Origin of the sequence: Alcaligenes sp. 13f (assembly GCF_020496585.1) — a bacterium.
Taxonomy (GTDB): domain Bacteria; phylum Pseudomonadota; class Gammaproteobacteria; order Burkholderiales; family Burkholderiaceae_B; genus Alcaligenes; species Alcaligenes phenolicus.
In genome coordinates, this window is record NZ_JAHKKC010000046.1 from 1 (window position 1) to 8828 (window position 8828).

Annotated in this window: 7 protein-coding genes and 1 riboswitch; of the genes, 6 read left to right on the plus strand and 1 reads right to left on the minus strand. The window is 56.4% G+C overall.

What is annotated here, in order from left to right:
- Positions 1-190 precede the first annotated feature (190 nt).
- From obgE to KOE80_RS19875, 3 genes are all read left to right on the plus strand, one after another.
- Complete coding sequence (obgE, locus tag KOE80_RS19865) at positions 191-1279, plus strand: GTPase ObgE (RefSeq protein WP_009460564.1); 1089 nt, start codon at positions 191-193, stop codon at positions 1277-1279.
- A 133-nt stretch (positions 1280-1412) separates the two neighbouring features.
- On the plus strand, positions 1413-2570 hold the full coding sequence (proB, locus tag KOE80_RS19870; protein WP_042486473.1) for a glutamate 5-kinase: 1158 nt from the start codon (positions 1413-1415) through the stop codon (positions 2568-2570).
- Between the two features lie 129 nt (positions 2571-2699).
- Positions 2700-3953: a D-amino acid dehydrogenase gene (locus KOE80_RS19875; protein WP_086068624.1), complete on the plus strand. Its 1254-nt coding sequence runs from the start codon at positions 2700-2702 to the stop codon at positions 3951-3953.
- A gap of 72 nt (positions 3954-4025) precedes the next feature.
- Here the strand turns inward: KOE80_RS19875 and KOE80_RS19880 are convergent, their stop codons facing one another.
- Positions 4026-4802: a DNA-binding response regulator gene (locus KOE80_RS19880; protein ID WP_226349820.1), complete on the minus strand. Its 777-nt coding sequence runs from the start codon at positions 4800-4802 to the stop codon at positions 4026-4028.
- Between the two features lie 112 nt (positions 4803-4914).
- On the opposite strand from KOE80_RS19880, the gene KOE80_RS19885 reads away from it, so the two are divergent.
- The 3 genes from KOE80_RS19885 to thiC all read left to right on the plus strand — a co-directional run bounded on the left by KOE80_RS19885 (position 4915) and on the right by thiC (position 7987).
- Positions 4915-5289: a helix-turn-helix domain-containing protein gene (locus tag KOE80_RS19885; RefSeq protein WP_086068622.1), complete on the plus strand. Its 375-nt coding sequence runs from the start codon at positions 4915-4917 to the stop codon at positions 5287-5289.
- Positions 5290-5502: 213 nt separating this feature from the next.
- Complete coding sequence (locus KOE80_RS19890; protein WP_042486484.1) at positions 5503-5880, plus strand: helix-turn-helix domain-containing protein; 378 nt, start codon at positions 5503-5505, stop codon at positions 5878-5880.
- A 40-nt stretch (positions 5881-5920) separates the two neighbouring features.
- Positions 5921-6015, plus strand: a riboswitch (TPP riboswitch).
- Between the two features lie 55 nt (positions 6016-6070).
- Positions 6071-7987, plus strand: a complete 1917-nt coding sequence (gene thiC / locus KOE80_RS19895; protein WP_226349821.1) for a phosphomethylpyrimidine synthase ThiC — start codon at positions 6071-6073, stop codon at positions 7985-7987.
- Positions 7988-8828: the final 841 nt, after the last annotated feature.

The following is an 8828-nucleotide window of genomic DNA, read 5'->3' on the forward strand; positions in this document are numbered from 1 at the left end:
CACCCGGCTTAGCCAGTCTCCCTACGGCCACAGCAAGAGATTAAAAATCGGCCACTATCACGGCACATACCGGCAGATAAGCCAATCTCCTATACACTAAGCAATTGGGGTTTTTGTTTAAAATGGTCTGCTCCCAGACCAGCAGCCCATACGGTTCTGCGGCCCCTGGACCTATACAGCACTCATCACCATGAAATTCGTAGACGAAGCGACCATTGAAGTGGTCGCAGGCAAAGGTGGAAACGGCGCTGCCAGTTTCCGCCGAGAAAAATTTATTGAAAAAGGTGGCCCCAATGGCGGCGACGGTGGACGCGGTGGCAGCATTTATGCCGAGGCCGACCGTAACGTCAACACCTTGATCGACTACCGCTACGCCCGCCTGCACCGCGCTCGCAACGGCGAAAACGGCCGTGGGTCCGACCAATATGGCGCGGGTGGCGAGGACATCACCCTGCGTGTGCCCGTTGGCACCATGATTTTTGACGCAGAAACCGGCGAGCAGCTGTTTGACATGAAGCGTCATGGCGAAAAAATAACCCTGGCCCAAGGCGGCGCCGGTGGTTTGGGTAACCTGCACTTCAAATCCAGTGTGAACCGTGCCCCGCGTCAATTTACCTACGGCAAGGAAGGCGAGCATCGCAAGCTGCGTCTGGAACTGAAGGTGCTGGCTGATGTCGGTCTGCTGGGTATGCCCAACGCCGGTAAATCCACGCTGATCACCCGCATTTCCAACGCCAAGCCGCGCATTGCGGATTACCCCTTCACCACCCTGCACCCCAACCTGGGTGTGGTGCGTTCGTCCGAAGCCCACAGCTTTGTAGTGGCCGATATTCCTGGCCTGATCGAGGGCGCTTCCGAAGGTGCCGGCCTGGGACACTTGTTCCTGCGCCACCTGACTCGCACCCGTATCTTGCTGCATTTGCTGGACGTATCCAGCCTGGACCCGGACGAGGATGTTGTAGCCAAAGTGGCTGCAGAGGCCCGTGCCATTGTTGAAGAACTGCGTCTGTACAGCGAAGAGCTGTACGCCAAGCCACGCTGGCTGGTTCTGAACAAGCTGGACATGGTCTCGGACCCGGAAGACCTGAAAGCCCGCCTGCTCAAAGAGCTGAACTGGGAAGGCCCGGTCTTTGGTATCTCCGCCCTGACCGGTGTCGGTACACAGGATCTGGTCTATCAGCTGCAATCCTGGCTGGATGAAGAAAGCCGCAAAGAGCATATCGAGCAAGATATTGCCGACGGCACCCATATTTACGACGAGAGGTTTGCCCCAGACTGATCGTGCTACACAGGTCCAGGACTTAGACTCCAGGACTGACTCTAAAAATGCCCGGAAGACGCGGTTAAGCCAGCCGCCCTACTCCTGGCATTTTCTCTATTTACACGCCAAGCGATGGATTTCTGAACTCGTCATGCAGCACTCTTCTCATTCTGAATCGGCCGTTGCACAATCGCGCCGATTGGTTATTAAAGTAGGTTCGTCCCTGGTCACCAACGAGGGCAAGGGGATTGACCTGGATGCCGTGGAGCAATGGGCTACCCAGATTGCTCAACTGCATGCCCAAGGCAAGCAATTGGTGCTGGTTTCCAGCGGTGCCATTGCCGAAGGCATGGCCCGCCTGGGCTGGCCGCGCCGACCGAAGGCCATGAATGAGTTGCAAGCGGCGGCCGCCGTCGGCCAGATGGGCTTGATTCAAGCCTATGAAGTGGCTTTTGCCCGCCACGGCGTGCGCACCGCCCAGATCCTGCTGACCCATGAAGACCTGGCAGACCGCCATCGCTACCTGAACGCGCGCGGCACTATCAACACCTTGCTGGATCTGGGTGTGGTGCCCATCGTGAACGAGAACGACACGGTGGTCACGGATGAAATCCGCGTGGGCGACAACGATACTTTGGGTGCGCTGGTCACCAATCTGATTGAAGCCGAAACCCTGATCATCCTGACCGACCAGGCTGGCCTGTACAGCGCCGATCCGCGCAGCAATCCCGATGCGCAGTTTATCTCGCTGGGACAAGCGGGCGACCCGACCCTGGAAGCCATGGCAGGCGGCTCAGGCAGCAACATCGGCACCGGCGGCATGATCACCAAGATTCTGGCGGCCAAGCGTGCTGCGCAAAGCGGTGGCCACACCATTATTGCGTCGGGCCGTGAACAGCAAGTGCTGTCGCGTCTGTCGCAAGGCGAACGTATAGGCACAGAGCTGCGTGCCACTCTGCCCGTGCGTTCGGCCCGTCAGCGCTGGCTGGTTGACCAACTGCGTGTGCGTGGTCGCGTGTCGCTGGACGAAGGCGCCGTACGTGCGCTGGTAGACGGCCACAAGAGCCTGCTGCCCGTGGGTGTCACCCACGTAGAGGGCGAATTTGACCGAGGCGATGTGGTGGCCTGCGTGGACAAGCACGGCGTGGAATACGCCCGTGGTCTGATCAACTACTCCTCGGACGACACCCGCCGCATCATGGGCCAGCCCAGCCACCTGATCAATGAGTTGCTGGGCAGCGAACACGATACGGAACTGATCCACCGCAACAATATGGTGTTCCCGCGCAGTGCACCGGACCAGGACTAAACCTTGACCCCCGCCCTGCCCGCCTGTTGAAATAGACGGATAAAACGTATCGAATTGCGACAGTACGCGCGGTTTTTCCGCGCCTGATCGCAACACTTCCCCTTTCGGGCGATGCGCCCAAGGAACCGTATGAAGATCCTCGTGCTAGGTGCTGGCGTAGAAGGCGTAACCAGCGCTTATTATCTTGCCCGCCAAGGACACAGCGTAACGGTCATCGACCGCATGGCTGGGCCCGCTCTGGAAACCAGTTTTGCCAATGCAGGTCAGCTTTCCTTTGGCTATGCCTGCCCCTGGGCTGCGCCGGGTATCCCGCGCAAGGCCATCAAGTGGATGTTCGACGAGCACCCGGCCCTGACTATTCGTCCCGATGGCACGCTGACACAAATCAAGTGGCTGCTGGCCATGTGGCGCAACTGCACGGCAGACCGCTACGCCATCAATAAAGAGCGCATGGTGCGTCTGGCTGAATACAGCCGCCACTGCATGGCCGAGCTGCGCGCCCAGACCGATATTCAGTTCGAGCACCGCTCCCAAGGCACCTTGCAGTTGTTCCGTACACAAAAGCAGCTGGACGGTATTGCTGCCGACATTGAGGTACTGAAAGAAGCCGGTGTGCCTTACGAGCTGCTGTCTGCGTCTGAGCTGCACACGATTGAGCCGGCTCTGCGCCACGTAGAGCATAAATTGAGCGGTGGTCTGCGTTTCCCTGAAGACGAAACCGGCGACTGCCAGATGTTTACACGTCGCCTTAGTGAACTGGCTGAACAGGAAGGCGTGGAGTTCCGCTGGAACCAGAACATTCAGCGTATTCACAGTAATGGCACGGAGATCAGCGGCGTGCAAAGCTCCGACGGCCTGCTGACTGCCGATGCCTACGTGGTAGCCTTGGGCTCCTGGTCTACGGGTTTGATGAAAGACCTGCAAGCCATCCCGGTCTACCCTTTGAAAGGCTATTCCATTACCGCCACGATTGCGGACGCCTCCCGTGCGCCCCAATCCACCCTGCTGGATGAAAGCTACAAGATCGCCCTGACCCGCTTTGACAATCGCATTCGTGTGGGTGGCATGGCCGAGGTAGTCGGCTTTAACAAGCGTCTGAATCCCCGCCGTGAGCAGACCTTGCTGATGGTCTTGAACGACCTGTTCCCCGGCAGCTATCAAAGCGATGCCGACCTGCATTTCTGGACCGGCCTGCGTCCCAAGACGCCGGACAGCACCCCGATTGTGGGCCGCAGCCGCTACCCCAACCTGTTCTTGAATACAGGCCACGGCACGTTGGGATGGACCTTGGCTACCGGCAGTGCACAATTGCTGGCTGATCTGATCAGCAACAAGGAGCCTGCCATCCGTGCAGACGACTTGTCGGTGCAGCGCTACTACTGAACCCCTGCCCTCACACGATGAACAAAGGCTCTGCCGGGTTTGACCGACAGGGCCTTTTTCAACTGCCCTGCCCTAATGACGCATCGGCTCGGTCAGCAACTGGCAATTAGCAGCGAACATATAGCCCCAGTTATGAATCGAGCGGATAGGCAAAGCCGTCCCACCCTGGTTGAATTTGCGCCGCATACGGCTGACCAAAACCCCCAGACGATTGATATGCAAAGCCCCAGGCGGATTGCTGATCACATCCGTTTTACTGGCGACAGCCTGCATCAGCTCGTAATGGCTGGCCCGGCGCCCCTCTTCTCGCAGCAAACGGACGATAAAGGCGCGCTCCGTGCTGGTCAGGCTAAACGAAATACCCACAGGGGATATCAAGGCCCAGCCCTCCTGATCCAGCACCCATTCCTGGGGTAGAGACGGTTCAGGAATGAGGGGCATCTGCATCATGCGCCGCTGCAGGCTATGCAAACTGGCCGCCAGCAGCTCCAAAGACGCATCTTTGGGACAAAACTGGTCTCCCCCGCTATGCAAGGCTTGCAGCATGGCCGAATCCGTCGCATCGGACTGCATCAGGATTCCAATTTGCGGACACAGCATACGCAAACGCACGGCTGCCGAGCAGATCTCTGCCAAGGCCCCACCCAACCAGGCAATACATATAGAACCCGCATATCGGCCTCGTGTTTGAGCCAACTGCAATAAAGCCGTCGCATCCGGACAAAAAATAAGACGATAACCGCGTTCTGCCAGAGCCTGAATTTGTTGTTCTAGTAAGTTTCGATCAGGGATAGCCGTGGCCAGGTACAGCACAACAGGACCGCCAGCAATTTCATTTGCAACCGACATAGTTGATACCTTAACTATAATGACATCTGATGACTATGCCGGACAGTATAAATCACGACCGTGATTTTTAATTAAAACCATCGTGCTTGGCTTTACATCAACAATCTGTTGTGTGAAACATTTCTCCGAACGCCTTCGCCATGCACGTCAACATCGCGGTCTTTCTCAGGCAGATTTGGCACGTCTATGCGGATTGACCCAGAGCGCCATATCCAACTACGAAAATGGTACGCGTCGGGATGCACGTGAAATTCTGGATCTGGCTAGAGCCTTAAATGTCAGCGCGTTGTGGTTGCGCAAGGGTATCGGCACGATGGAATTTAAGGATGACAGCTACACACTGTCCGAACCCCAAGACGGTCCTCCCATTGTTACCTGGCCCTTCCGTCTTTTTTCCGTCGATGAAGTGGTTGCTTTGGCAGATGGCGAACGTGATTTGCTCGATCGCACTTTGCGTCATTTACTGGACGGCATGAAAAAGCGCTAGGCCCAGCTCTTTTCTACTCGCCTATACCTCCTGTCCCGTTAAGCCCCCCTGGCACTCAAGCTCTGAACACAGGCTGGAAGCCGACAAATCTAGTGCTGCACCCATCTTAAGCTTCTCTTTGCTTCATCCAGCTGACTGAGCCAGATATTTTTATCACATACGACATTTTTCCTCAAAACCATCGTGCAGGGCGTTCCATGAACAATCTGTACTGTGAAACACTTCTCTGATCGCCTCCGCCACGCCCGCCTGCAACGCGGCTTTTCCCAAGCCGAACTGGCTCGCCTGTGCAACCTTAGCCAAAGCGCCATCTCCAATTACGAGAGTGGCACGCGGCGTGACGCGCGTGAAATTCTGGACCTGGCCAAAGCTCTGAACATCAGCGCCCAATGGCTCAAGAACGGGCTGGGTAATATGGAGCTGAGTGCAGCCCATGCTGCCACCTTGCAAGACTCTGGCGAAGGGCCACCGATTGTGACCTGGCCCTTCAACCGCTTTTCCGTGGACGAGATTGTGGCCTTGCCACCCAAAGAGCGTGACCATCTGGATCAAACCATCCGTCATCTGCTCAACGGCATGAAAAGAAAATAAGCCTTATACGTCCACAAACAGCTCCAAGATACCTATACTTGTCAGCACGCAGGGGTACTCGCCATTTGGCGGGTTGAGATAAACCCTCGTACCAGTACGGATAATGCCGATGCTGGGAGCGTGTGCAACAGGTGCAATGCCTGCACTGCACTTCTTCCTATATCGGCTCCACCATTTCTTTGGAGCTGCAATGACAAGCAAAACCCCTTCTTTTACGGCCACAGCGGCCAGCGTAGACCCGGCTGCGATCCAGCCATTACCCAACTCCCGAAAGATCTATCAAACCGGCTCACGGCCTGATCTGCGTGTGCCTTTTCGGGAAATCTCCCTGGCTGATACGCCCAGCCACTTCGGCGCCGAGCCGAATCCTCCCTTAAGCGTTTATGACACCAGCGGTCCCTACACAGACCCCTCGGTGCAGATCGATATTCGCAAAGGCCTGCCCCCGCTACGCCAAGCCTGGATCAGCGAGCGCAAGGACACCGAGTTGATGGCAGGACTCAATAGCCAGTACGGTCAAGCCCGCCAGGCCGACCCGGAACTGGACACGTTACGCTTCGAGTTGAAGCGTCAGCCTCGACGCAGCATTTCGGGAGCCAATGTCACGCAAATGCATTACGCAAGGCGCGGCATCATCACTCCCGAAATGGAGTTTGTGGCGATTCGGGAAAATCTGCGACGCGAGCAATACATTGAAAGCTTGCGCGCCAGCGGTCCGCAAGGTGAAGAGATGGCTCGTCGCCTGACCAAGGTACACCCTGGTCAAGGTTTCGGTGCCAGCTTGCCCACCACGGTCACCCCCGAGTTTGTTCGTGATGAGATTGCGCGTGGCCGAGCCATTTTGCCCGCCAATATCAACCACCCGGAAACCGAGCCCATGATTATTGGCCGCAATTTCCTGGTGAAGATCAACGCCAATATCGGTAACTCCGCCCTGGGCTCCACCATTGGCGAAGAGGTCGAAAAAATGACCTGGGCGATTCGCTGGGGTGCGGACACCATCATGGATTTGTCCACGGGCAAGAATATCCATGAGACGCGCGAATGGATTATTCGCAACTCGCCGGTTCCTGTCGGTACGGTGCCTATTTACCAGGCCCTGGAAAAGGTCGGCGGCATTGCCGAAGATCTAACTTGGGATATTTTCCGCGACACCTTGATTGAGCAGGCCGAGCAAGGCGTGGACTATTTCACCATTCATGCCGGTGTGCGTTTGCCCTTTATTCCCATGACGGCCAGCCGCATGACAGGCATTGTTTCGCGCGGTGGTTCCATCATGGCAAAGTGGTGTCTGGCGCATCACCGCGAAAGCTTCCTGTACGAGCATTTCGAGGACATCTGCGAGATCATGAAGCAGTACGACGTGGCTTTCTCGCTAGGCGATGGCTTGCGTCCCGGCTCGGGCTATGACGCTAATGATCAGGCACAATTCGCGGAACTGCGTACCCTGGGCGAGTTGACCCAGGTAGCGTGGAAGCATGATGTTCAAGTCATGATTGAAGGTCCTGGTCATGTGCCTTTGCATTTGATTCCAGAGAACATGCAGTTGCAGCTGGAGCACTGTCATGAGGCCCCCTTCTACACCTTGGGGCCTTTGGCAACGGACATTGCGCCGGGCTACGATCACATCACTTCCGGTTTGGGTGCGGCGATGATTGCCTGGCAAGGTACGGCGATGCTGTGCTATGTGACGCCCAAGGAGCATCTGGGCTTGCCGAACAAGAAGGATGTGAAGGACGGCATCATCACTTACAAGATCGCAGCGCATGCCGCGGACTTGGCCAAGGGACATCCTTCGGCGGCATTCCGGGATAATGCCTTGTCAAAGGCGCGCTTTGAATTCCGCTGGGATGATCAATTCAATCTGGGTCTGGACCCGGATACGGCACGTGAATTCCACGACGAGACCTTGCCCAAGGACTCAATGAAAGTGGCGCATTTCTGCTCCATGTGTGGGCCCAAGTTCTGCAGCATGAAGATTTCGCAGGATGTACGGGACTATGCCAAGGCTAACGGTCTGGATGAGCAGTCCGCTGTGGATCAGGGGATGAAGGAGATGTCAGTGCAATTTATTCAGCAAGGCAGCAAGCTGTATCAGGAGGCTTGATGCTGTGTTGAATACGGGCCGGGTGTGAACATGATCTTTGTTTGATCAGGCCTTGATGGTTTAAAGCCCTGGGTGGATTCTTTCTGCCTGGGGCTTTTTCTTTTTGGAGCTTCGTCATCTCATTTGATTGGAAAGCGAGGTTTAACAGTCAGAAGAGATCGTTGCTGAAGACGCCAGTTAAGCCTAGCTTCAGGGTGTCCGGGCTGAGGGTTTGCCGGTGCTGCGCACCGGTGCCCTTGTCAGGAGATAGCTACGGGCGCATCCTGAACTCGCCGGGTACTTGGTCCCCCGGACCAAGTACAAGCGTCCGGCTCAAACAGCAGGATGCTTGCACCCCTACGCTATCTCCCGACCGCGGCAAACCCTCTGAACCGCCCGGACACCCTGAAGCTAGGCTTAACTGGCTCACAATCGTTTTTTTCTGGACGGTTCAAACTGTATGCTTGAATAGCGTGTGGCACTTTCCTGGTCTGCGTCGAATCTCTGACCTCTGACCTATCACCCATCACCTATCACCTGAGACCTTTCACCTCCGACCTCTCTCCTCAGACCCAAGATCCGAAATCCCAAATCTCAGACCCAGACCCAGACCCAGACCCTCAATACATGATTGCTTGAATAGCCACGGTATGAGCCCTTGGGGGCGGTGGGGACCCGGAGGGGCAATTCAGAGTACTTGCCGCAGGCGGGGGCATGATCCGGGGTGCAAGCACTCTGCTGTTTGAGCGGGACGCTTGTGGTTCGTCCGGGGGACGAACCACCCCGCGAGGTTCTATGGTTTGGGTCAAGCTGTTTTAGGTAATAGTTTGGACGGATCAAAGGCTTGCCCGCTTTTCCACAC

Coding starts and splice junctions, on each gene's coding strand:
- obgE (WP_009460564.1), top strand. CDS start 191: ATGAAATTCGTAGACGAAGCGACCATTGAAGTGGTCGCAGGCAAAGGT.
- proB (WP_042486473.1), top strand. CDS start 1,413: ATGCAGCACTCTTCTCATTCTGAATCGGCCGTTGCACAATCGCGCCGA.
- KOE80_RS19875 (WP_086068624.1), top strand. CDS start 2,700: ATGAAGATCCTCGTGCTAGGTGCTGGCGTAGAAGGCGTAACCAGCGCT.
- KOE80_RS19880 (WP_226349820.1), bottom strand. CDS start 4,802: ATGTCGGTTGCAAATGAAATTGCTGGCGGTCCTGTTGTGCTGTACCTG.
- thiC (WP_226349821.1), top strand. CDS start 6,071: ATGACAAGCAAAACCCCTTCTTTTACGGCCACAGCGGCCAGCGTAGAC.